Annotated in this window: 19 protein-coding genes; 6 read left to right on the top strand and 13 right to left on the bottom strand. The window is 72.3% G+C overall.

From position 1 onward, the window contains the following. The first annotated feature begins 30 nt into the window (after positions 1-30). Both QMF98_RS03190 and QMF98_RS03185 read left to right on the top strand, forming a co-directional pair. Entirely contained in the window at positions 31-627 is a 597-nt protein-coding gene (locus QMF98_RS03190; protein WP_337974629.1) for a hypothetical protein, read from the top strand. Between the two features lie 82 nt (positions 628-709). Beyond that, the gene (locus QMF98_RS03185; protein ID WP_337974628.1) at positions 710-1,126 is read left to right on the top strand and encodes a hypothetical protein; all 417 of its coding nucleotides are present in this window, start codon (positions 710-712) and stop codon (positions 1,124-1,126) included. A gap of 9 nt (positions 1,127-1,135) precedes the next feature. Here QMF98_RS03185 and QMF98_RS03180 read toward each other — a convergent pair whose 3' ends face one another. The 9 genes from QMF98_RS03180 to iolC all read right to left on the bottom strand — a co-directional run bounded on the left by QMF98_RS03180 (position 1,136) and on the right by iolC (position 13,731). After that, positions 1,136-3,334: a DEAD/DEAH box helicase gene (locus tag QMF98_RS03180; protein ID WP_490715640.1), complete on the bottom strand. Its 2,199-nt coding sequence runs from the start codon at positions 3,332-3,334 to the stop codon at positions 1,136-1,138. 378 nt (positions 3,335-3,712) lie between these two features. Further along, entirely contained in the window at positions 3,713-5,272 is a 1,560-nt protein-coding gene (locus QMF98_RS03175; protein WP_337974627.1) for an alpha-L-fucosidase, read from the bottom strand. After that, positions 5,265-6,263 (bottom strand): inositol 2-dehydrogenase, encoded by a 999-nt coding sequence (iolG, locus tag QMF98_RS03170; protein ID WP_337974626.1) that lies wholly within the window; start codon positions 6,261-6,263, stop codon positions 5,265-5,267. The genes QMF98_RS03175 and iolG overlap by 8 nt, the downstream gene beginning before the upstream one ends. A 30-nt stretch (positions 6,264-6,293) precedes the next feature. Next, entirely contained in the window at positions 6,294-7,220 is a 927-nt protein-coding gene (locus tag QMF98_RS03165; RefSeq protein WP_337974625.1) for a TIM barrel protein, read from the bottom strand. Between the two features lie 207 nt (positions 7,221-7,427). Continuing rightward, on the bottom strand, positions 7,428-8,927 hold the full coding sequence (locus QMF98_RS03160; RefSeq protein WP_337974624.1) for a CoA-acylating methylmalonate-semialdehyde dehydrogenase: 1,500 nt from the start codon (positions 8,925-8,927) through the stop codon (positions 7,428-7,430). A gap of 34 nt (positions 8,928-8,961) precedes the next feature. Next, positions 8,962-10,917 (bottom strand): 3D-(3,5/4)-trihydroxycyclohexane-1,2-dione acylhydrolase (decyclizing), encoded by a 1,956-nt coding sequence (iolD, locus tag QMF98_RS03155; protein ID WP_337974623.1) that lies wholly within the window; start codon positions 10,915-10,917, stop codon positions 8,962-8,964. After that, positions 10,914-11,861: a 5-deoxy-glucuronate isomerase gene (gene iolB, locus QMF98_RS03150; RefSeq protein ID WP_337974622.1), complete on the bottom strand. Its 948-nt coding sequence runs from the start codon at positions 11,859-11,861 to the stop codon at positions 10,914-10,916. Before iolB ends, iolD begins: the two co-directional genes overlap by 4 nt. After that, positions 11,858-12,727: a Cgl0159 family (beta/alpha)8-fold protein gene (locus tag QMF98_RS03145; RefSeq protein WP_490715658.1), complete on the bottom strand. Its 870-nt coding sequence runs from the start codon at positions 12,725-12,727 to the stop codon at positions 11,858-11,860. The genes iolB and QMF98_RS03145 overlap by 4 nt, the downstream gene beginning before the upstream one ends. Before the next feature lie 29 nt (positions 12,728-12,756). Next, positions 12,757-13,731, bottom strand: a complete 975-nt coding sequence (gene iolC / locus QMF98_RS03140) for a 5-dehydro-2-deoxygluconokinase (protein ID WP_337974620.1) — start codon at positions 13,729-13,731, stop codon at positions 12,757-12,759. A 234-nt stretch (positions 13,732-13,965) separates the two neighbouring features. On the opposite strand from iolC, the gene QMF98_RS03135 reads away from it, so the two are divergent. The 3 genes from QMF98_RS03135 to QMF98_RS03125 all read left to right on the top strand — a co-directional run bounded on the left by QMF98_RS03135 (position 13,966) and on the right by QMF98_RS03125 (position 17,195). Further along, positions 13,966-14,703: a GntR family transcriptional regulator gene (locus QMF98_RS03135; protein ID WP_337974619.1), complete on the top strand. Its 738-nt coding sequence runs from the start codon at positions 13,966-13,968 to the stop codon at positions 14,701-14,703. Positions 14,704-14,899: 196 nt separating this feature from the next. Next, positions 14,900-16,036 (top strand): transaldolase family protein, encoded by a 1,137-nt coding sequence (locus QMF98_RS03130; RefSeq protein WP_337974618.1) that lies wholly within the window; start codon positions 14,900-14,902, stop codon positions 16,034-16,036. A 61-nt stretch (positions 16,037-16,097) separates the two neighbouring features. Next, the gene (locus QMF98_RS03125) at positions 16,098-17,195 is read left to right on the top strand and encodes an SIS domain-containing protein (RefSeq protein WP_337974617.1); all 1,098 of its coding nucleotides are present in this window, start codon (positions 16,098-16,100) and stop codon (positions 17,193-17,195) included. A gap of 67 nt (positions 17,196-17,262) precedes the next feature. On the opposite strand, the gene kduI is transcribed toward QMF98_RS03125, so the two are convergent. Genes kduI through bglB form a run of 4 tightly spaced genes read right to left on the bottom strand, consistent with a single transcriptional unit; the run spans position 17,263 to position 20,941 of the window. After that, positions 17,263-18,090 carry a 5-dehydro-4-deoxy-D-glucuronate isomerase gene (gene kduI / locus QMF98_RS03120; RefSeq protein WP_337974616.1) on the bottom strand — a complete coding sequence of 276 codons (828 nt, stop codon included), beginning with the start codon at positions 18,088-18,090 and terminating at the stop codon, positions 17,263-17,265. A 40-nt stretch (positions 18,091-18,130) separates the two neighbouring features. Further along, positions 18,131-18,895: a 2-dehydro-3-deoxy-D-gluconate 5-dehydrogenase KduD gene (kduD, locus tag QMF98_RS03115; RefSeq protein ID WP_337974615.1), complete on the bottom strand. Its 765-nt coding sequence runs from the start codon at positions 18,893-18,895 to the stop codon at positions 18,131-18,133. Beyond that, positions 18,895-19,785, bottom strand: coding sequence for a fumarylacetoacetate hydrolase family protein (locus tag QMF98_RS03110; RefSeq protein WP_337974614.1), 891 nt, complete (start codon positions 19,783-19,785; stop codon positions 18,895-18,897). The genes kduD and QMF98_RS03110 overlap by 1 nt, the downstream gene beginning before the upstream one ends. 13 nt (positions 19,786-19,798) lie before the next feature. Further along, on the bottom strand, positions 19,799-20,941 hold the full coding sequence (gene bglB, locus QMF98_RS03105; RefSeq protein ID WP_337974613.1) for a beta-galactosidase BglB: 1,143 nt from the start codon (positions 20,939-20,941) through the stop codon (positions 19,799-19,801). Between the two features lie 80 nt (positions 20,942-21,021). On the opposite strand from bglB, the gene QMF98_RS03100 reads away from it, so the two are divergent. Beyond that, positions 21,022-21,885 (top strand): IclR family transcriptional regulator, encoded by an 864-nt coding sequence (locus tag QMF98_RS03100; protein ID WP_337974612.1) that lies wholly within the window; start codon positions 21,022-21,024, stop codon positions 21,883-21,885. The last annotated feature ends 57 nt before the right edge of the window (positions 21,886-21,942 follow it).

The following is a 21,942-nucleotide window of genomic DNA, read 5'->3' as shown; positions in this document are numbered from 1 at the left end:
GACGCGGGCTGTGCCGTCTAGCGTGACTGCGTGTTCGTCGTGCCGCCCGTCGAGAGGTGGGAGATCCCGCAGCGCTCTGACGTCCTGGTCTGCAGCGCCCTGGCGTACGGCCGACCGGAAGGCCGCGCGACCTCTCCTCGAGCCCGCGACGGCCTCGGTGCTGGCGAGGTGTCGGCGCGCTACCGGGCCCTGCGAGACGAGGTCCGAGGTCGAGCGGACGACGACCAGCGGGCGCGTCTGGACGTTCTAGAAGTCTCAGCCCTCGGCACTTCGTGGACGCTGTGGCAGACGACGGTGCAGCTGATGCGGCTGGACGACGATCCCCAGCTCGTGGAGCTGGCCCGAGCGGTCTGGGTCGCACTCGGCGCCAATGAGTATGCGTTGGCTCTGCGGCTCCGACCGAGGAAGTTCCGGGGTTTTCTGGAAGGTCGGCTGTGGCTGGGAGCCGGTGCGACGGGCGCAACCGCTTTCACCATTGCAGCGGCATTCTTCTTTCAGACGGGTCACCGGTGGTGGTGGATGTGCCTGGTCGGGGTGCTGCTCTGGCCCGCTGCGGTCGCGGCGGTGTTCCTGCGCTCCTATCGGCGGCGCAAGGCAATCGGAGGTCGGGAGTTGCCCTATGTCTAGCCCGGGTTCCGCCCACCCGCTCCGCAGCCTCTTCGGCATTCCGGACTGACTGAGCATGAACGCCGTGGACGCGAGGTGAGCCGTGGTTGACGTGCTGCTGCAGTTCCTGGCGGGCTTCTTGTTCGGGCAGACCGTGACGGGCTGGCAGGTGAAGGCCCGCGCTCGACGCACGGCACGGGCCGTGGCCGCACGGCGCGACGCCGTGTTCCCCGGCTGGGTGCTCGGAACTCGGCCCTACTGCCGAGCCGGGGGCGGTTTCCTCGTCGTCACCCCAACCGCACTTGGCTTCGATGCCGACCGTGGTGTGCCGGTGACACGACGGGATATCCCCATCGACCGGCTCGTGGTCCGCGAGCGGCGCTCGGCGAGGCGGGACGACCACAAGCAGATGCCGCCCGGCTCGGAGGTGCTCGAGTGCCTCGACGGTGACGACCGGATCCTCATCGCCTGCCACAAGCTCGAGATGCCCTACGTCGAACGGATGTTCCGGCACGCGTGAGGCGTGGCGTCAGCCCAGCCCCTCCGCCGCCAGCGCGTCCGTCAGCAGGCTGACCAGGGCCTCCAGCTGCACGTCGGCCGACGCCGAGCCCTCCTGCTCCCCCGCCCCGTCCAGCGCCCGCGCCGCGAGCCCCGACTTCTGGTCGATCAGCTCGGCGATCTTCGCGTCGATGGTCTGCGCGGCGATGATGCGCCAGGCGGTGACCGGCTCGGACTGCCCGATGCGGTGGATGCGGTCGATGGCCTGCGTCTGCTCGGCGTCGGTCCAGGACAGCTCGGCCAGCACCATGTTGGACGCCACCTGCAGGTTGATCCCCACGCCGGCGGCCGTCAGGGAGCAGACGACGACCTGCACCTCCGGGTCCTCGGTGAACGCCTTGATGTTCTTGGCGCGCACCCGGGGCGTCTGCTCGCCGCGGATTGACGCGTAGCGGATCCCCCGGTCGGCAAAGGTCTGCTCGGCCTGGTCCATCACGTCGATGTGCTTGGCGAAGAAGACGACCTTGCCGACGTTGCGGGCCAGCTGTGCGGTGTAGTCGGCGGCGAGCCCGGCCTTCGCCTGGCCGATGCGCCGCACCATGGTGAACACGTTGTCGCCGGTGGACTTCTCGCTGGAGTCCTTGAGCTCGGCGGCGGCCACGCGGCGCACCAGCTCCAGGTCGAGGCCCTCCACGGTGCGTCCCGGGTGGCCGACGGTGCGCGACGCCACCGCCGACCGGTAGTGCGCCACCATGCGCTGGGCGAGGGCGGCCTCGGCGGCGCGGATGGACCGTCCGATGGCCCCGTCGAGCTCGACGGGCAGGTCGGCCACCCGGCGGGCGGGGATGTCCGCCACCACGTCGACCTTGCGGCGTCGGACGATGCCCTGCTCGATCACGGCGGTCCGCGCGGCGGACGAGAACCCGCGGTCGGCCGGCGTCAGCTCGGTCTCCTCGAGCGCCGCCATCAGCGAGCCGAGCGGCTTGGTGTCGTCGATCCAGCCGAGGAACTGCCAGATGGCCCGGAAGTCCTCGATGTCGTTGATCAGCGGGGTGCCGGTGAGGGCCATCAGCAGCGGACGCGCGATGCGTTCACGGATGCGCTGCGACACAGCCAGCACGTTCTGGGAGCGCTGCGAGCCCTTGTTCTTGATGAAGTGGGCCTCGTCGACGATCATCCCGCGGAAGCCGAAGTCGCCCATCCAGCCGACGTGCCGGTCGAGGATCTCGTAGTTGACGATCACCACGTCGGCGAAGGCGTCGACCGTGTCACCGTCTCCGTGGACCACGGTCGCGCGGCGCAGCGGGGTCCACATGCCCACCTCGTGGGCCCAGTTCGTCTTGACGACGTTGGGCACCACCACCAGCAGCGGGTACGAGTTGGTCACCTGCGCGGCGACCAGCGCCTGCGCCGTCTTGCCGAGGCCGGGCTCGTCGGCCAGCAGGAAGGTGCGGTGCCCACCGGCGGCGGCCGCGACCACCCCGGCCTGGTGCGGCATCAGCTGCCGCCCGGGGGGAAGCGGCACGAACCGCGGCTCGGGCAGCGGCATGCACGCGGGCGCGCCGGCCGACGCCTCCTCGAACGAGCGGAACAGCGGCTCCAGCAGCTCCCAGCCGGCCAGCCGGCGCGGTTTGACGGCGATGCGCTGGGCGGCCGCCGAGTAGTCGGGAGCGAGGAACGGGTTGGACAGCTGGTGGGACAGCACCGACTGCGGGATCACCCGCTTCTCGACGGTCGGCGCCGGGGCGGGCGGCGGGGTCGGCTCGGGCTCGTCGGGCACCTCGAGGCCACCGGCCCGCATCAGCTGCGCCTTGTAGGCGCGGGCGCCGTCGGAGACGCGGGCGTCGTCGTCCAGCAGGTGCAGCAGGGAGGTGTCGCGGGCGGCGATGCGGGCCAGCATCGTCGCCACCCCGTCCAGGCGCTTGAGCTGCTCGCCGCGTCGCGACGGGCCCAGGGTCGCGTCGGCCATGGTGCGAGCGCGCTCCTCGCGCACCAGCAGCGCCACCACCTGGAACTTGGTGCGGGTCGACGGGCGGATGGGCGGCCGCTGCACGGCGCGCTCCACCTCACCGGCCACCTCCGCCAGCACCGGGATGATCCCCTGCTGGTCCGGGCGCGGGCCGCGGCGCCGTGGCGCCCCGGAGTCGGTCCGGGGACGACCGGAGTCGTTGCGGGCGCGTCCGGCATCGCTCCGGGTGGCGCCCTGACCGCGCTGGCCTGCTCGGGCCACATCTCCTCCTTCGCGGTGCACCCACACGTGGGTCAACGGGCCGACCCGACGCGGACCCACGGCGCCCGACGATCGCCGCGCAGGTGTGCGCCGCTGCCACCGAGGGACTCGGTGACCGGCGCCGACAGCTCGGGCAGATCAGAACCGCGGGCACTGGCGCGGAGAGCGAGACGCTGTCCGGTGATGCCAGGCGCGGACGGTGGGGCCGTACGGGTCACGTTGGTCGGTGCTGACGCGCACCACGGTGGCGTGAACCTGCCGGGATCCTATCGGAGGGCGCCGCACGCGTGCAGATCCGGCTCGCGGCTCATCCCCGGCAGGGCGTGGGGTCACCGACCAGGGCGTCGCCCCTTGGGGTCGCGCTCCACGACGACGACGTCAGCCGTGGACCACGTCGGTGCGCCGGCGTGCGGCTTCCGCGTCGAGGGAGACCTTGACCACCACGCCGACATCGGTGAGCTCCCCACCGTCGGGGGCAGGGCCGAGGTCCACGGTCAGCGCGGCATGGTCCTGCCGCCACTGCGGCACACCCGCCTGGCCCAGCACGGTCACCTCGCGGATCCCCCGGGTCAGCAGTCCCCGACCGGACCCGAACGACTCGATGCGCGCCGTCCCGTCGGCGGGCCGCCGCAGCACGATGGCGTAGACGTGGTCGCCCGTGACGTCCGTGCGCGAGGTGAACCGCACGTCCGCCGAGGTGTAGGCCGTGGCCTCGTGGTCGACGAACGACCCGACGGGCACCGCCGTGGGCCCCTCACCGGCCACCGCCCACGGCCGCGTGCCGTAGATCGCCTCCCCGTTGCGCGACAACCACGCGCCGACGCCTTCCAGGAGCTCCTGCTCGGCCGCGGGGATGGTGCCCTGCGGGGTGGGCCCCACGTTCAGCAGCAGGATCCCGTTCTTCGCCACGACGTCGGCCAGCTCGCCGACCAGGTCGGCCACCGACTTGTAGTCGTGGTCCTCGACCCAGCCCCAGGAGCTGCGCGAGACCGACGTGTCGTTCTGCCACACCTGCGGGCGGATCCCGGCGATCGAGCCCCGCTCGACGTCGTACACCGCACTTCCGTCCGCGAACGCCGTCCACTTGTAGTTGATGACCACCTCGCGGCCCCACTGGGCGGCGCGGTTGTAGTAGTACGCCGCCAGCTTGCGCACGTAGGGCTCGAACGCCGGCTGCTCGATCCACCAGTCGAACCACAGCACCTGCGGCCGGTACCGGTCGATGACCTCCACCGTCCGCAGCAGCCAGTCCTCGAGGAACTGCTCGTTCGGCGCGGTCTCCTCCCGCTGGGCCGGTCCGTAGAAGTCCACGAACGCCGGGTCCAGCACATCCGAGTCGAACCGCGCACCACCGTTCATGAAGAACCAGTGCTCGGCACGGTGCGACGACGCCCCGGCCACCAGCCAGCCACGCCGCGTGGCATCGAGCAGGTCACCGAGCACATCCCGGCGCGGACCCATCGCCGTGGCCTTCCACCGGGACCGGTCCGTCTCGTACATCGCGAACCCGTCGTGGTGCTCGGCCACGGGCACCACGAACTGCGCGCCGGCACGGCGGAACAACGCCACCCACTCGTCCGGATCGAACTGCTCCATCGTGAACGACGGGATGAAGTCCTTGTACCCGAACTCGTCCTGCGGTCCGTACGTCGCCACGTGGTGCTCGAACTCCGGCGTGCCCGCCCGGTACATCTCCCGCGAGTACCACTCGTTGTGGAAGGCGGGGACCGAGAAGACGCCCCAGTGCAGGAAGACCCCGAACTTCGCGTCCAGGTACCACCGAGGCGGCTGGTAGGCCGCCAGCGACTCCCAGCTGTCCCGGAACGGCCCGGCCGCGATCACCGCGTCCACCGCCGCCAGTCCCGCCGAGCTGTCCGCCACGTCCACCGCCGGCGGCAACGCGGCCCACTCGGCACCGCGCCGAACGACCTCACCCACGTCGGTCGATCCTGACCGGCTGCCCCTTGGTGGCGCTCAACGTGGCCGCATCGGCGAGCACCAGCGCCTCGCGCCCGTCGAGCAGCGACGGAGACGGGCTGGTGCCCTGCACGATGGACTTCACGAAGTGGTCGAGCTCGGCCCGATAGGCCTGGGCGTACCGCTGCAGGAAGAAGTCCAGGTAGGGGCCCGCGGCATCGGAGGTCCGAGAGCCGAAGTACCGCACCTGGGTCGCCGTGTGGTTCTCGGCTCGCAACGACCCGTACGGCCCGAACGCCTCCAGGCGCTGGTCGTACCCGGTGGCGCAGTGCCGACTGTTGATGATCGTGGCCAGGGCGCCGGAGGCGGCGCGCAGGGTGAGCACCGCCCCGTCGAAGTCGCCCGCGGCCTGGATCTCGGGATCGAGGTTCTGGCCCACCGCGGAGACCTCGACCACCTCCCCGAGCATGAACCGTGCCATGTCGAGGTCGTGGATCGTCATGTCGCGGAAGATCCCGCCCGACTGCGCGACGTACGACGCCGGTGGGGCCTGCGGGTCGCGGCTGATGATCGTCAGCTGCTCGAGCGGCCCGATCTCGCCGCGCTCGATCCGCGCCTTGACCTCCGCGAAGCCCGGGTCGAACCGCCGGTTGAAGCCCACCATGACGCGATCGGCGCGGTCACCGACCGCGGCCAGGCAGCGGTCCACGCGCTCGATGTCCAGGTCGACCGGCTTCTCGGCGAGCACCGCCTTGCCGGCCTCGACGCCCGCGACGATCTGCTCGACGTGGAACGGGGTCGGCGACCCGACGACGACGGCGTCGACGTTGTCGTCGGCGAAGACGTCGTCGACGACGGTCGTGGAGCGGGCGCCGTGCGCGGAGGCGAGCCGAGCGGCCGCGTCGCCGAACGGGTCGGCGACCAGCACCAGCTCGGCGTCGGGGTGCGAGGCGATGGCCTGCGCGTGCACGACACCGATCCGACCGGCGCCGATGATCGCGAACCTGAGCATGTTCGTCAGTCCTTCTGGGTGGTGGACGGCTCAGAGCAGACCGAGGCCGCAGGACGCGAGGAACTGGCGGGTCATCACGGCGTTGGGCAGCGGGAGCCGCGGGTCGCAGGGGTACAGGTCCTGCTCGCAGATGACGTACAGCTCCTTGTCGAGGCCGGCGAGGGCGTCGACCAGGCTCTTCATGTCCGGGGCGCCGGCCGGCGGCCGGACCGAGAGGCCGCGTGCGACGGCCTCGCCGAAGGGCCAGTCCTTCTCGTGCGCCTCGCGCGTGAGCTCCACGTCGAACGCCTTGATGTGCACGTAGGAGATGCGCTCGGGGTACCTCTTGATCATCTCCAGCGGGTCACCGCCGCCGTACACGATGTGGCCGGTGTCCAGGCACAGGTTCACGTAGGTCGGGTCCGTCGCCTCGAACACCCGGTGGATGTCGTCCGGCGTCTCGATGTGGCTGTCGCCGTGCGGGTGCAGCACCATCTTCAGGCCGTACTCGTCCTTGAGGATCTGGCCGAGCCTGTTGGCGTTCTCGACGTACAGGCTCCACGCCTCGGGCGAGAGCACGCGGTCGTCGGTGAACTCCCACGTCTTCTCGTCCCGGAACATCGGGGGCAGGTGCACGATGTACTCCGCGCCGACCGCGGCATGGGTCTCCGCGATCGCGCGGAAGGTCTTCTCCGTCTCGGCCCACGCGTCAGCCTTGTGCAGGATGCCCCAGCCGGTGCCGGCGACCACGGTGAAGCCGTTGTCGTCCATGACCTTCTGCAGCTGCCGGGCGTCCTTGGGGAAGTAGCCGTACGGCCCGGTCTCCATGTACTCGAAGCCGGCCTCCGCCATCTCGGCCAGCGCCTTCTCCCAGGGGATCTGCTTCTCGTCGTCCGGGAACCACACACCCCACTGGTCGGGGCAGACGCCGATCGTGAGCTTGCTGTACCGCGGATCGGTGTTGCGGGCCTTGCTCATGACGGCTCCAAGACGTGCGAGGGGGTGGGTGCGGGTGCGGGCGACGCGTCCTGCACGGCGCCCATCGTGGCGCCGGCGGACATGACCTGTCAAGCAATTGTCCTTACATTTACAGTCTCGACCCTACTCCGATCGCGGCTGCGCACCCGGGGTGGCGGACCCGACGGGGCCGCCGGTCGGCCGCCCTGCGGCCCCGTGCGTGAGCCGCTACTTCTGCGCATCTCCCGAGAAGTGGAACGACACCGCGTCGGGCTGCGGCAGCCAACGCTCGGTGACCACCTTGGCGCGCGTGAAGAACCGGACGCCCTCCGGCCCGTACATGTGGCTCTCGCCGATCAGCGAGTCCTTCCAGCCGCCGAACGAGTGCCACGCGACGGGCACCGGGATCGGCACGTTGATCCCCACCATGCCCACCTGCACCGCGCGCTTGAACGTCCTGGCCGCCTCGCCCGACGACGTGAACAGCGCGGTGCCGTTGCCGTACGGGTTCGCGTTGATCAGCGCGATGCCCTCCTCCAGACCCGAGATCCGGATGACCTCCAGGACCGGCCCGAAGACCTCCTGCCGGTTGATCGTCATCTCCGGGTGGACACCGTCGATCACCGTCGGGCCGAGGAACCAGCCGCCCTCGGACCCCGGGACGACCGTGTCCCGGCCGTCGACCAGGATCTTCGCCCCCTCGGCCTCGGCCGAGTCGATCAGCGACGTGATCCGGGCCCTGGACTGCGCGGAGATGATCGGCCCCATGTCGGAGTCGGGGTGGTCGCCCGGCAGCACCCGGACCGCTCGGGCGCGGTCGGCCACCAGGGCGATCAGCTGGTCGGCGACCTCCTCCTGCACGAGCGCGACGGGCAGCGCCATGCACCGTTCGCCGGCGGCGCCGAACGCGGCGGCGACGAGGCTGTTCGCCGCATTCTCGAGGTCCGCATCGGCGAGCACGATGCCGTGGTTCTTCGCCGCGCCGAGCGCCTGGCACCGCTTGCCGTGCTCGATCGCGGTCTTGTAGATGTGCTTCGCCGTCGGGGTGGAGCCGACGAACGACACCGCGGCCACGTCGGGGTGGGTCAGCAGGCGGCCGACCACGTCCGGCGTTCCGTGCACCACGCTGAAGACGCCGTCCGGCAGGCCCGCCTCCTTCCACAGCTCGGCGATGAACATGCCGGCGCTCGGGTCGCGGTCCGGCGGCTTGAGGATGAACGTGTTGCCGGTCGCGATCGCGACGGGGCTCATCCACAGCGGGATCATCACCGGGAAGTTGAACGGCGTGATCCCCGCCACCACGCCGACGGGCTGGCGGAAGGAGTACACGTCGATGCCGGTCGCCGCCTGCTCCGAGAACTCGCCCTTGAGCAGCTGCGGGATGCCGCACGCGAACTCGACGACCTCCAGGCCGCGGGCGATCTCGCCCTTGGCGTCCGAGATCACCTTCCCGTGCTCCCGCGTGACGATCGCCGCGAGCTCGTCGGTGTGCTCGACCAGGAGCTCGCGGAAGCGGAACAGGATCGCGCTGCGCTTGCCGAGCGGCACCTGCGACCAGGTCTCGAACGCGGCGGCGGCGCTGGCGACCACCCGGTCGACGTCCGCCGGGGCGGCGAGCGCCAGCTCGGCGACGACGTCACCGGTCGCGGGGTTGTAGACCGGCGACGTCGCGGCGTGGTCGCCCACGAACGGCTCTCCGTCGATCCAGTGCGTGATGGTGGTCGTCATCAGGGCTCACTCCTCGGAACTGCCGTCGAGAGGGTCACAGGTAGCGGCGTTGCGGGACGCGCGCCTCGTCGTACTCGGCCCGCGCGCGCTGCGTGCTGGCCAGGGTGGAGACCGCCGCGACCGGCACGTCCCACCACGCCGTGCCGGGAGGGTTGGGCCCGAGCAGGTCGGTCTCGATGTGGATCACCGTGGTGACGTCCGAGGCGACGGCCTCGGCGTACGCGCGACGGAAGTCGTCGATGCCGTGCGCGACGAGCACCCGGGCGCCGAGGCTCTCGGCGTTCTTGACGAGGTCCACCGGCACCGGCTCACCGTCGAGAAGCCCGGTCTGCGGGTTCCGCATCCGGTACCGGGTGCCGAACCGCTGCGAGCCGCGCGACTCCGACAGCGCGCCGATCGACGCGAAGCCGTGGTTCTGCAGCAGGACGAGGATCACCTTGACCCGCTCGGACACCAACGTCGCGATCTCGGTCGGCATCATCTGGTAGCCGCCGTCGCCGACGATCGCCACGACCTCGGACTCGGGGCGTGCCAGCTTGGCGCCGAGCGCGGCCGGCACCTCGTAGCCCATGCACGAGTAGCCGTACTCCAGGTGGTACCCGACCGGTGTCCTGGCCCGCCACAGGCACTGCAAGTCACCCGGCATCGACCCGGCGGCGTTGATCAGGATGTCGTCGTCGCCCATCAGCTCGTTGAGCGCGCCGAACACCTCGGTCTGGGCCGGCAGCGGCCCGTGGCCGAGGTGGTAGCACTCGTCGGTCACCCGCTGCCACGCCGCCACCTCGGCGGCGGCCCGGGCCTGGTAGGCGTCCGTGGTCCGGTAGCCGTCCAGGGCGGCGGTCAGCTCGACCAGCGCCTCGCGGGCGTCGGCGACGACCATCGTCGCGGCGTGCTTGGCCGCGTCGAACGCCGCCACGTTGAGGTTCACGAACCGGACGTCGGGGTTGCCGAACACGGTGTGGCTGGCCGTCGTGAAGTCGGTGTACCGCGTGCCGATGCCGATCACCACGTCGGCGTCGAGGGCGAGCGCGTTGGCGGATGCCGCGCCGGTGGCGCCGACGCCGCCCACCGCCTGCGGGTGGTCCCAGCTGATCGCGCCCTTGCCGGCCTGGGTGTCGGCGACCGGGATGCCCGTCGCGGCCGCGAAGGCGCGCAGCTGCTCCGAGGCGCCGGAGTAGACGACGCCGCCGCCCGCCACGACCAGGGGCCGCTCCGCCGACCTGATCACCTCGGCGGCGCGGGCGACCGCCGACGCGTCCGGGCGTTGCCGTGCGACGTACCAGACCCGGTCGGCGAAGAACTCCTCCGGCCAGTCGAACGCCTCCGCCTGGACGTCCTGCGGCAGCGCGAGCGTGACGGCCCCGGTCTCGGCCGGGTCGGTGAGCACGCGCATCGCCTGGGGTGCGGAGGCGAGCAGCTGCTCGGGACGCCAGATCCTGTCGAAGAACCGGGAGACCGGGCGGAACGCGTCGTTGACCGTGACGTCGGGGCCGAGCGGGTGCTCGAGCTGCTGGAGGACCGGGTCGGGGACCCGGTTGGCGAACACGTCCGACGGCAGCAGCAGCACCGGGATGTGGTCCACCGTGGCGAGGGCCGCACCCGTGATCATGTTGGTCGAGCCCGGGCCGATCGACGCCGTCACCGCGAACGTCTGCAGGCGCTCCCGGGTGCGGGCGTAGGCGACGGCGGTGTGCACCATCGCCTGCTCGTTGCGGCCGAGCAGGTACGGCAGCTCGTCGGGCCCGTGCTCACCCAGCGGCGAACCGGGGCCGTAGCCGGCGTCGGCGGCCTCGGCGTGCGCCTGCAGCAGGCCCTGGCCCAGCCCGGCGACGTTGCCGTGCCCGAAGATGCCGAAGCAGCCGGCGAACAGCTTCTGGCGGTGGCCGTCCCGCTCGCTCCACTGGTGCGCGAGGAAGCGGACGAGTGCCTGCCCGACGGTGAGCCGGACCGTGCCAGGCCGTGGGCTCCGCGGATCGGCGGTCGCGTTCATCGGCGGTCCTCGTGGATCGGGGCGTCGGCATGGACGCCGTGGGCGGGGCTGGGCGTGGGGCTGGTGACGGAGCACGGCAACCGGGGGTCGACGGCCTGGTTCACCCAGGTCCCGCGGACCCACGCCACCGCGGGGTCGTCGACGGCCAGCCACCGACCGTCGGTGGACGGGCCGGCCATCACGTTGAGGTAGTACAGGTCGTAGCCGGGGGTGGCCATGCACGGACCGTGGAAGCCGTGCGGCACCAGCGCGGTGTCGCCGGTCCGCACCTCGGCGAGGACGTCGATCGGGCGGTCGGGCGTGCCGTAGGTGCGGTGGTAGCCCGTCCCGGGCCCGTCCGGTCCGTCGGCGACCTCGAAGTAGTAGATCTCCTCGAGCACCCGCTCGGCCTCGGAGTGCTCGTCGTGCTTGTGCGGCGGGTAGGACGACCAGTTCCCGCCGGGGGTGACCACCTCGCAGACCAGCAGGTGGTCCACCTCCACGTCGGTTGCGATCGTGTAGTTGTTCACCTGGCGGCTGCACGACCCGGCACCGCGCAGGTCGATCCGCACCTCGTCGCGCGGCACGACGCGCAACGGCCGCACGCGCTCGGCCCGCGACGAGGCCAGGGCGACCCGTGCCCCGCCGGGACCTGCGGTGACGGTCACGCGCGAGCCGACCGGGACGTAGGCGAAGTCGGACGGACCTGCGAAGACGCCGGCACGGCCGGCCAGGTCCACCTCGCACTGCTCCGGCCCGGTGACCAGCAGGTGCACACCACCGCGCAGCGGCAGGAGCACCGCCTCCTCACCGGCGAGCTCCCGGTTCCACGTCGCACCGGCGCCCAGCTCGCGCACCTCGAGGCCGCTGTAGCCCCAGCCGGCGGACTCCGGGGTGACGGCGGCGATCGGCGCACCGCCCGAGGGGTCTGCTGCGCGGCGCACGTAACGGTCGGTGTCGGTCATCGTGTCGACGTCTCCTCGGACGGGGTCGCCGTGCCGAGCAGGGAGACGGCGGCGTCGACGGCGGCGGCGACATCGCCCCCGGCGGGGTACAGCAGGGACCGACCGATCGCCAGGCCACGGACCGACGGCTGCTGCAGGGCCGCCGCCCAGCCGGCCAGCGCGGCGTCGGCGTCCTCGGCGACCTCGCCGCCCAGCACGAGCGTGGGCAGGGTCGACGCCGCCGCCACCCGCACCATGTCGGCCACCACCGGCAGCTTGAGCCAGGTGTACGCCGACGTCCTGCCGAGGCCCGAGGCGATGGCGATCGCGCGGACGACGTGCTCGGGATCCAGCTGGTTGCGCACCTTCCCGTCGACGCGGGTCGACCAGAACGGCTCCACCAGCGCGATCAGCCGGCGTTCGGCGAGGCCGTCCACGGCGCGCCCGCACGCCTCGAGGGTGTCGACCGACGCCGGGTCGTCGGGGTCGATCCGCAGCAGCATCTTGCCGCCGTCGAGGCCGGCTTCGGCGATCCCACGGGCGTCGTAGCCGGTGAACCTGTCGTCCAGCTCGAAGGACGTCCCCGCCAGCCCGCCGCGGTTCATCGACCCGAGCACCAGCTTGCCCTCGAGGGCGCCGAGCACGGTGAGGTCCTCGACGAGGTCCGCGGTTCCCAGGAAGCCGTGCACCCCCGGCCGGCCGAGCGCGACGACGATCCGCTGCAGCAGGTCCCAGCGGTCGGCCATCGCGGCCGGGTCGCGCCCCGCCGCGAGCGCACCCCGGGCGGGGTGGTCGGCCGCGATGATCAGCAGCCGCTCCCCCGGCGCGAGCCCGGCGAACCTGGTCCTGCTCGCCAGACGTGCCGCGATCCGAGCCGGGTCGGACATGCGGACCGAGACGAGCTCGTCGAGGGACGTCACCGGTCCCCCTCCGCCGCACGGGCCTGCGCGATCAGCGCGTCGACCTCCGCCTCGGTCGGCATCGCGCTCGAGCACTCCAGCCGGGACGCGACGATCGCGCCGGCGGCGGAGGCGAACTCGAGGGTGCGCCGCAGCGGCCACCCCTCGAGCAGCCCGTGGCACAGCGCTCCGCCGAAGCCGTCGCCCGCACCCAGACCGTTCACCACCCGGACCGGCGTCGGCGCGACGACGACCCGTTCCCCGCGCGTCTTGCCGAGCACGCCGCCGGGACCCTGCTTGACCACGGCGAGCTCGACACCGGCGTCCAGCAGAGCGTCGGCCGCCCGGTCGGGGTCGGTCTCGCCGACCGCGACGCGGCACTCCTCGAGGTTGCCGACCGCCACCGTGACGCGTCCGAGCACGTCGCGGACCGCCTCGTGGGCGGACTGCTCGCCCGGCCAGAAGGACGGGCGGTAGTCCAGGTCGAGCGCGGTGAACCTACGGCGGGCCCTGGCGTCCAGCGCGGTCAGGTGCGCCGAGCGGCTGGGCTCCTCCGCCAGCCCCGTCGCGGTGATCCACAGCAGCGTGGCGTCGCGGACCGCGTCGAGCGGGACGTCCTCCGGGCGCAGCTGCAGGTCCGGCGCGGTGGGCGCGCGGTAGAACCACAGGGGGAAGTGGTCGGGCGGGAAGATCTCGCAGAAGGTCACCGGGGTATGCAGGTCGGGCACCACCACGACGTGGCTGTCGTCGATCCCGAACTCGCGCATCGCACGCCGGACGAAGCGGCCGAACGGGTCGTCCCCGACGCCCGTGAGCACGGCCACGTGGTGCCCGAGGCGGGCGGCCGCGACCGCGACGTTGGTGGGGCTGCCGCCGAGGAACTTGCCGAAGGTGGTGACGTCCTCCAGACCGACACCGGTCTGGAGCGGGTAGAGGTCGACACCGCTCCGCCCGATCGTGAGGACGTCCAGCGGGGGCTCGCTGTGCGCCACCCCGTCCTCCTCGCACTCACCGGACCGTCGGGTTCCGTCCCGGCCCCCGTGCGACCGCCCACGCCGTGCGGACCGATCGCCACGACGATGCACCTGCGCCGGTCGCATCGTCAAGTCTTTGTCCGGACATATCGTCGTCTGAACGTTCGATCATCGAGCCGCTATCCTGACCGAGAGCCACCGGCCTCGCGCCGGTGCGAGCTCTCCCTGGGCCCGGGCGAGGAGGAGCACACCGTGCCGCAGCCGCTGCGCATCGACCTCGACCGGAGCAGCCCGGTCCCGCTGTACCACCAGGTCGCGCAGACGCTCCAGGCCGCGATCGACGACGGCCGGCTGGTTCCCGGGGAGCTCCTCGAGAACGAGATCTCCCTGGCCAACCGGCTCGGCATCTCGCGCCCGACCGCCCGGCAGGCCCTGCGCGAGCTGGTCGACAAGGGTCAGCTCGTCCGCAGGCGAGGGGCCGGCACCCACGTCGCGCCCGCGACGATCCGCCGCCCGGTCGACCTGACCAGCCTGTACGACGACCTCTCCAAGAGCGGGAAGTCCCCGACCACCGAGGTGCTGGAGCACGAGGTGGTGCCCGCGTCACCGGAGGTGGCGGCGGCGCTGGGCATCGCCGAGGGGACCGACGTGCTGCGCGTGCGTCGGCTCCGCCGCGCCGACGACGAGCCGCTCGCCCTGCTGACGAACTTCCTGCCGATGGCCATCGCGCCTACCCGTGCCGAGCTCGAGGCCGAGGGGCTCTACGACTGCCTGCGCGCTCGCGGGGTCAAGCCGCAGGTCGCCCGCCAGCGCATCGGCGCGCGGGCCGCCACCGCCGCCGAGGCCCGGGCGCTGGACGAGGCACCCCGCGCCGCGCTGCTCACCATGGAGCGGACCGCGTTCGACGAGTCCGGTGCCGCCGTCGAGTTCGGTCAGCACATCTACCGGGCGTCGCGGTACTCGTTCGAGACCACGCTCTTCGCCCGCTGAGCGTCCGCACCCGGTCGTGGCTCGGCCACCGCCGGGTCCCGCGCATCCTCACCCATACGTCATTGTCTGTTTGTCCGGACATATGCTTGACAGGCCTTGCTGCGGTGGCATGAGATGAACCCGCGCGCGCGGCCCGCAACGGGGACGCCGTGAGACGCCCGCGGCAACCACGCAGACAAGCGCACCGGAGGACTCGATGGCCCAGCTCGGCCCTGACTGGACCGACCCCGACCGGACAGACCCTGACCGGATCGCGATCGACACCAGCACTCCCCTGGGTCGCATGACGCAGGCGTTCCCGCAGACGGCGCTGTGGAACGACTCCGCCGACCCCGAGCAGCTGCGCCGCTCGATGGCCTTCGGTGCGGTGGGAGCCACGTGCAACCCGGTGATCGCCCTGGCCGCGATCAAGGCGGACCTGCCGCGGTGGACCGCCCGCATCGGCGAGCTCGCCGACGAACGCCCGACCGCGGGCGAGTCGGAGATCGGCTGGCGCGTCGTCGAGGAGCTCTCCATCGACGCCGCGCGCCTGCTGGAACCCGTCTTCGAGGAGCACGGGGGGCGCAACGGGCGGCTCTCGATCCAGACCGACCCGCGGCTGCACCGTGACGCCGTGGCGCTCGCCGAGCAGGCCGGCCACTTCTCCGGCCTGGCGCCCAACATCATCGTCAAGCTGCCTGCCACCGCCGCCGGCATCGAGGTGATGGAGGAGGTCACCTTCCGCGGGGTCAGCATCAACGCGACGCTCTCCTTCACCGTGGCGCAGGTGGTCGCCGTGGCGGAGGCCGTGGAGCGGGGGCTGGCGCGGCGCGAGGCCGCAGGCCTGCCGACCGAGCAGATGGGACCGGTCGCCACCATCATGGTCGGGCGGCTGGACGACTGGTTGAAGCACACAGCGGGCAGGGCGGGCACGCTCGTCAGCCCCGGAGCGCTGGACTGGGCGGGAGTGGCCGCGTTCAAGCGGGCCTACGCGATCTTCACCGAACGGGGCTACCGCACCCGGTTGCTCTCCGCCGCGTTCCGCAACCACCTGCACCTCTCCGAGCTGGTCGGCGGGGACGTCGTGATCTCCCCGCCGTTCGACTGGCAGACGCGCATCAACGCGAACGGCCTCGACCTGCCCTCGCGGATCGACGCGCCCGTGGAGGCCGCGATCGTCGACGAGCTGCGACGGCTCGTCCCGGACTTCCACCGCGCCTACGAGCCGGACGGGATGACCGTCGAGGAGTTCGCCGAGTTCGGGGCCACCCGACGCACGCTGCGGCAGTTCCTGGCCGCGGACGCCGGGCTGGCGACGCTGGTCCGCGACGTCCTGGTGGCGGACCCCGACTGATCTCGCAACCCCGCGACCCCGTCCGACCCCGTCCACGACGACCACCGAAGCGAGCCGCCCCATGGACCGCACGCCGTCAGCACCATCAGGCACCGCCGACCCGGCGCCGTCCACGGGACCGGGCGCGCTGATGCGCGCCGAGATCGCCGAGCAGCCGGGACGGTGGTCGGACCTGCTCACCACCGGGCGCGACGCCCTCGATCAGGCGAGTGCGCTGCTGCGCGCCGCGCGTCCGGAGCTGATCGTGCTCGCGGCGCGCGGGTCCAGCGACCACGCAGCCCAGTACGCGCAGTACCTGGTGCACCACCGTCTGGGCATCCCCGCGATGCTGGCGACCCCGTCGTCCATCAGCCAGGACGCCGGGCACCTCACCTACCCGCGGGCCGTGATGGTGGCGGTGTCGCAGAGCGGTCAGTCGCCGGACCTGCTGGCGACGGTGGAGGACGCGCGCGCCGGTGGCGTCCCGGTCATCGCGGTGAGCAACGACGCGTCGTCGGCGCTCGCGGGCCTGGCGGACGTGCACGTCGACATCGGCGCGGGACCGGAGCGGTCGGTGGCGGCGACGAAGACCTACACCGGCGAGGTGCTCGCGCTGCGCCAGCTGGTGATGGGAGCGAGCAGGGGGCCGGAGCTCGACGTCGACGGGCTCGTCGCCTCCGCCTCCGCCGTACTGGCAGCCATGGACGAGCAGGCGGTCGCGGCCGCGGCGGCGCTCGACCGGGCCGACCGCGTGCTGGTCGTCGGTCGCGGCCTGTCGATGGGGTCGGCCAAGGAGGGGGCGCTCAAGCTCATGGAGACCTGCGCGCTCGCGGCGTCCGGGTGGAGCGCCGCGGACGCGACCCACGGCCCGCTCGGCCAGGTGGTCGAGGGGACCACCGTCCTGGCGCTGACCGCCGGCGCGCGGTCGCGGGACTCGGTCCTGCAGCTCGCGCGAGCGGCCGCGGCGCAGGGCGGCCGCGTGGTGACGGTGCTCGACGACGCCCGCCTCGAGGGTGTCGCCGACGGCTGGGCCCGTGGCGTCGTGCCACGCCCCGCCGACGATCTGGCACCCCTGCTCGAGATCCTGCCGATCCAGCGCGTCGCCCTCGAGCTGGCCCTGCGGCGTGGGCTGGACCCGGACCACCCGCGCGGGTTGCGGAAGGTCACGCTCACCAGGTGAGCGCGGGGCGGGGCGGGCGGGGAGACGAGCTCGTCGACCCACCCGCCACCGCTGACCGCAGGGCTGCTCAGCGCAGGGCGGTCGGCGGCACCGCGTCCATGTCGTCGAAGGACTTGTTCTCCCCCGCCATGGCCCAGACGAACGAGTAGGCCGCCGTGCCCACGCCCGAGTGCAGCGACCACGACGGGGAGATGACGGCCTGGCGGTCGGCCACCACCAGGTGGCGCGTCTCGGTCGGCTCGCCCATGAGGTGGATCACGCGCGCATCGGCGGGCACGTCGACGTACAGGTAGCACTCGGTGCGCCGGTCGTGGGTGTGCGCCGGCATGGTGTTCCACATCGAGCCCGGGTGCAGGCGGGTGATCCCCATCACCACCTGGCAGGACTGGATGCCGTTCTCGTGGATGTACTGGGTGAGCGTGCGCCGGTTGCTGGTGGCCTGGTCGCCCAGCTCGCGCACCGTCCCGTCCTCCGGCAGAGCCAGGCGGTTGGGGTAGGTGGTGTGCGCCGGCGCGCTGAACAGGTAGAGCTGCGCTCCCCCGTCGCCGGCGTCCTCGAACACGACCTCGCGGGTGCCTCGGCCGAGGTAGAGGCAGGCGCCCGGCGTCAGCTCGTAGACCTCGCCGTCGGCGGTCACCCTGCCGGGTCCGCCGACGTTGACGATGCCCAGCTCCCGGTTGGCGAGGAAGTACTCGGCCCGGAGCTCGGGGAAGGTCGGCAGCGACAGCCGCTGGCCGGCCGGGACGGCTCCGCCGAGGACGATCCGGTCGTGGTGGGTGTAGACGGCGGTGACCTGCCCGGGGACGAAGACCTGCTCGATCAGGAACCGCTCGCGCAGCTCGTCGGTGGTGAGCCCCGGGAGCTGGTCGGGGCTCGTCGCGTAGCGCTGTTCCATGTCTGCGTCCTCCGGTTGCTGGTGCGGGGTCAACGACGAGTCAACGGACGAGCCAGCCGCCGTCGACCGGGATGATGGCGCCGTTCAGGTAGTCCGACGCGGCCGAGGCGAGGAACACGAACGCCCCCTGCAGGTCGGCCGGGGTGCCCCACCTGCCGGCGGGGATCCGGTCGGCGATCGCGCGCTCGCGCGCCTCGTCGGCCCGGAGCTGCGCGGTGTTGTCGGTGGCCATGTAGCCCGGGGCGATGGCGTTGACGTTCACGCCGCGCGCCGCCAGCTCGTTGGCGAACGCCTTGGTGAGGCCGGCCACGGCGTGCTTGCTGGCGGTGTAGCCGGGCACCAGGATCCCGCCCTGGAACGACAGCATCGAGGCGACGTTGACGATCTTCCCGCCGCCCTGCGCGACGAACCGGCGGCTGGCGGCCCGTGAGAGGTGGAACACCGCGTCGAGGTTGACCGCCAGGACGTCGTCCCAGTCGGAGGCCGGGTGCTCCAGCAGCGGCGCCCGCCGGATGATGCCCGCGTTGTTCACCAGGATGTCGATGCGGCCAAGGGCGTCGACCACGGACTGGACCGCGCCGTCGAGCTCCTCGGGCTTCGCGGAAAGGAGGTCGAGCTGGACCAGGTGCACGCGCCGGCCGAGAGCCGTGATCTTCTCCGCGGTCTCCTGCGGGAGGGTGCGATCCAGGAGCGCGACGTCCGCTCCCGCCTCCGCGAGCGCCACGGCGGCAGCCTGACCCAGTCCGCGTGACGTGCCGGTCACCAGCGCGACCCTGCCGTCCAGGCGGAACGTGTCGAGGATCATCAGCTCTCCTTCGCCGTGACGAACGTGGTCGTCAGCTCACCGAGACCGGTGACCCGGACGGTCACCGTGTCCCCGTCGGTCAGGGGGGTGTGGGCGGCCTGGGCCTCGTCCGACCGGGCCGGCGTGCCGGTCGAGATGACGTCGCCGGGCTCGAGGGTCATCACCTGGGACAGGTGGTGCACCAGGAACGCCACCGGGAACACCATCGCGTCGGTGCTGGCCCGCACGGTCACCACACCGTTGCGCTCGACGACCACGTCGCGGCCGCCCAGGTCCGGCACCTCGTCGGTGGTGACGACCCAGGGGCCGAGAGGGCCGAACCCGTCGATGCTCTTGCCGAGGGTCCACTGGGAGGACCGGTGCTGCCAGTCGCGGTCGGACACGTCGTCGAACAGCGTGTACCCGGCCACGTGCGCCATCGCGTCCGCCTCGGCGACCTGGTACGCCCGCCGGCCGATCACGACGGCGATCTCGCCCTCGTAGTCCGGCTCGGTCGCCGCGCGGGGCAGCACGACGGCCTCCGCCGGGCCGCGCAGCACGTTCGGCGTCTTGACGAAGACGTTCGGGTGCGCCGGCCGCTCTCCGACGCCTGCCTCGGCGTGCCCGGCGTAGTTGTAGCCCAGGCACAGGATCTTCGAGGGGCGCACGGGCGGTGCCAGGCGCTCACGGTCCAGCTCGGGCAGCGTCGCGGGGTCCGCGGCCGCGACAGCGGAGCGGACGGTGGCGAGGGCGTCGTCGTCGGCGAGCACCTGCGCGAGCGTCGCGCCGGCGGTCGCCTCCGCGAGGTCGAGGACCCGGTCGGTCCCGTCCGGCGCGACGACGACGGCGCCGGGTTGCTCCGCGGTTCGCGCGCCGTGCCGGGCGTCGACGACGTAGGTCACGAGTCTCATCGGGTGCGGCCGCTCAGTAGTAGGTGCGCAGGTACTCGGCGAGGCACAGGATCGCCATCGCCTGCCCGTAGGGCATGGACGTGCGGGGGATGTTCCGGTAGAAGTCCAGGTCGGAACCCATCCCGGTGCCGAACGAGACCTGCTGCAGCTCCCCGTCGTCGGACACGTTGGCCACGACCGCCCGCACGGCACGCTCGACGACCGGCGCGTAGCGCGCATCGAGGTAGCCCTTGCGGACGGCCTTGCCGATGCCGTAGCCGAAGCCCGCGGTGGCGGACGCCTCGAGGTACGACGACGGGTCGTCGAGCAGCGTGTGCCACAGCCCCGACTCGTCCTGCAGGCCCGCGAGAGCCGCCACCTGCGCATCGAGCACCTCGAGCAGGAAGCGGCGCACCGGGTCGCCGGCGGGCAGGTCGACCAGGTCGAGGAAGTCCGGGATCGCCATCGTCAGCCAGGAGTTGCCGCGCGCCCAGCGGGCCCGGGCGAAGCTGTGCCGACCCTCGAAGGTCCAGCCGTGGAACCAGAGCCCGGTCTCCCGGTCGAAGAGGTGGGCGACGTGGGTGAGGAACTGGAACGTGGCCTCGTCGACGTAGTCGCGACGACCCAGCAGCAGACCGATCTTCGTCAGCGGCAGGACGGTCATCATCAGGGTGTCGTCCCACAGCTGCCAGTGGTTCTCCACGGACAGCGTCACGTGCTGCATCCCGCCGTGCGGGGTGCGCGGCATCTCGCGCATGGCCCACTCGGCCCAGGACTCGAGCCAGGGCAGCAGGGTGCGGTCGCGGGTCTCCTCGTACCGGTAGGCCAAGGTGAGGAACGGCGCCATCGTGTTGACGTTCTTGGTGGTGCCCTCCGCGAGCCGCGCGGCGAACCAGTCGTCGATGACGTCCCGCATCGCCGGGTCGCCCGTCTGGTCGTAGTACTGCCACATGCCGTAGAGGCCGACGCCGTGGGTCCAGTCCCAGCCGGCCCAGCCCTTGGTGTCGATGACACGGCCGTCGTCGAGGCGGAGCAGGAACTCACCGGTCTCGTCCGTGATGCTCACCAGGTTCGCGGTGAGCCGGTGCACCAGCTCGTGGAGCTCCTCCCGGGACACCAGCCGCTCGGGCGCGCGCAGCAGGGGGCTGTGCCGGACCGGCCAGATCTCCTGGTCCATCGGGGTCTCCAGACGTCTCGCAGTATCGCATTTCACTGAGAAAAACGTTATGCTTCACTCTGCCCCATTAGTCTCGCGGGGTGGTGCTCGACTTGGCAAGCCAGCCCACGCCGACCCCGAGCCACGGGGAGCAGCGGGCCGACGAGCGGGAGACGACCATGGCGCAGAAGCCGGTGATCGAGGCGGTCGACCGGGCACTGGCCCTGCTCGACGCGCTGGCCGGCGCCGGTCCGGCCGGTGCGTCCCTCGCCGAGCTGGCCCAGCAGGCGGAGGTGAACAAGTCCACGGCGTACCGGGCGCTCTCGACGCTGCGGCTGCGCGGGTTCGCCGACCAGGACGACTCCAGCGGGTTCTACCGGCTGGGTCCCGCGGCCTACGAGCTGGGCGAGCGCAGCTACTCCCCGCAGAACCTCGCGCAGGCGCTGCACCCGGCTCTGGTCGCCCTGTCCCGGGCCGCGCAGGAGCTGGTGCACCTCGGCGTGCCCACCGGTGACCACGTGCTCTACGTGGACAAGGTCGAGCCGGAGCGCTCCATCCGGGTGACGTCGGCCGTCGGGCAGCCGGTCCCCGTCGCGTCCACCGCGATGGGACGGGCGCTGCTCGCGGCCCGGAACGTCCCCGACGAGCTCCTCGGCAGCTATCTGAAGGACCTGCCGCCGAGCGGCCCCGTGAGCCTCGAGCGGCTGCGCACGTCGGTGCACCAGGCACGCGGACGCGGGTATGCGGTCGAGCTCGGCGAGAACGAGCCCGACGTGGCGTGCATCGGCACCGCGATCATGCGGGGCACGCTCGCCGTGGCGGCACTGTCGGTCACCGCGTTGGCGGCCCGCATGACGGACGCCAGGCAGCAGGAGCTCGTGGGGCTGGTCGTGCGCGAGGTCGCGCCCCTGCTGCCCCAGGGACTCTCCCTCCTGCCGTCCCTCCACGGGTCCGCCGGAGGCTGAGCCCCCCGCCCTTCCCTCGGCCCGCACGTGGACCAGACGTCGGTGCGGGCCCCGTCC

Origin of the sequence: Cellulomonas sp. NTE-D12, assembly GCF_027923705.1 — a bacterium.
Lineage (GTDB): Bacteria > Actinomycetota > Actinomycetes > Actinomycetales > Cellulomonadaceae > Cellulomonas.
Note: the sequence above shows the minus strand (reverse complement) of the source record. Positions and strands in the feature narration are given on the sequence as shown.

Excerpts from the sequence above, each read along its gene's own strand:
- iolG (WP_337974626.1), bottom strand. The coding sequence starts at position 6,263 with ATGCTCAGGTTCGCGATCATCGGCGCCGGTCGGATCGGTGTCGTGCAC.
- QMF98_RS03165 (WP_337974625.1), bottom strand. The coding sequence starts at position 7,220 with ATGAGCAAGGCCCGCAACACCGATCCGCGGTACAGCAAGCTCACGATC.
- QMF98_RS03160 (WP_337974624.1), bottom strand. The coding sequence starts at position 8,927 with ATGACGACCACCATCACGCACTGGATCGACGGAGAGCCGTTCGTGGGC.
- iolD (WP_337974623.1), bottom strand. The coding sequence starts at position 10,917 with ATGAACGCGACCGCCGATCCGCGGAGCCCACGGCCTGGCACGGTCCGG.
- iolB (WP_337974622.1), bottom strand. The coding sequence starts at position 11,861 with ATGACCGACACCGACCGTTACGTGCGCCGCGCAGCAGACCCCTCGGGC.
- QMF98_RS03145 (WP_490715658.1), bottom strand. The coding sequence starts at position 12,727 with ATGTCCGACCCGGCTCGGATCGCGGCACGTCTGGCGAGCAGGACCAGG.
- QMF98_RS03130 (WP_337974618.1), top strand. The coding sequence starts at position 14,900 with ATGGCCCAGCTCGGCCCTGACTGGACCGACCCCGACCGGACAGACCCT.
- QMF98_RS03125 (WP_337974617.1), top strand. The coding sequence starts at position 16,098 with ATGGACCGCACGCCGTCAGCACCATCAGGCACCGCCGACCCGGCGCCG.
- kduI (WP_337974616.1), bottom strand. The coding sequence starts at position 18,090 with ATGGAACAGCGCTACGCGACGAGCCCCGACCAGCTCCCGGGGCTCACC.
- kduD (WP_337974615.1), bottom strand. The coding sequence starts at position 18,895 with ATGATCCTCGACACGTTCCGCCTGGACGGCAGGGTCGCGCTGGTGACC.
- QMF98_RS03110 (WP_337974614.1), bottom strand. The coding sequence starts at position 19,785 with ATGAGACTCGTGACCTACGTCGTCGACGCCCGGCACGGCGCGCGAACC.
- bglB (WP_337974613.1), bottom strand. The coding sequence starts at position 20,941 with ATGGACCAGGAGATCTGGCCGGTCCGGCACAGCCCCCTGCTGCGCGCG.